The sequence below is a fragment of the Pseudomonas sp. 14P5.3.2 genome (assembly GCF_057799175.1).
In genome coordinates, this window is sequence record NZ_JBYOKU010000079.1 from 1 (window position 1) to 840 (window position 840).

The 840-nt window shown below is 55.0% G+C and carries 1 protein-coding gene; it reads right to left on the reverse strand.

What is annotated here, in order from left to right; genetic code table 11:
• Positions 1–840 (reverse strand): hypothetical protein (locus AC27VU_RS28895; RefSeq protein ID WP_488725409.1); only part of this gene is annotated, 840 nt, incomplete at both ends.

The window sequence follows — 840 nt, forward strand, 5'->3', positions numbered from 1 at the left end:
GTAACCTTGAACGTCTATAAATGCTGCGCCGCCGGTACCGCTGTTTGAGTACAGGAGGCTCTGGCTGAACAGCAACGCTTGTGCTTTGTATCGGGTTCCCGCCGCGACCTGCTGGAGGATCGCGGAATTCAACCCAGGGTAGTGAACGAACATCACTGGTGTACCAATGTTGGTGAAGCAGAAAATGCCGCTTTGTGTTGTCGGTGGGATCACTGCCGAGCAGTCCACCCCGGTTGGCGAAGTCGCAGCTCCTGAAGACAAAGTGCGAAACGGAACTGCTGGAATATTCTCCAAATACTCGATAAAGCCTTGGTTCACTTTGAAGTTGTAAAGTCCCGTTGATCCACTGGTGCGCAGCGCGCATAAAAACCGGCGCGACGTATCACCATTCTTGGTTCGCGCAACTCCGCTATATGGTCCTGACGGTGCTGTCGTTACCAGTTCAATCGCAGGCGTTCCTGCGTTGTCGTACAGGTAGAGGTAGTACCAGGTGTTGCCAGACAGGCTCAGACCGGAGAGTGCCAGGCCATTCGGAACGTAAAGAGTTTTTCCAGCCCCTGGAATGTAGGCCGTTCCAGAGGTGACACTGATTCCGGTACCAGACGTGTACACCGGAAGCAGTCCGTCGATATATCCACGTCCCACACTCAACGCTGCGGCTGATGTCACCTGGGCCTGAAGTTTGCCGGAGGCGACGAGAATCGAATCAGTTGCAACAACCGGTGCGCTGATCGTCAAATCAAGACCCGTCAGTGGGGTCGTGCGAACACCGGAGGCGGTCATGTATTTGTTGGTCGGCCCTTCCGGTAGGCCATCTGTGTTCGTCAGATTGAGCGAGGC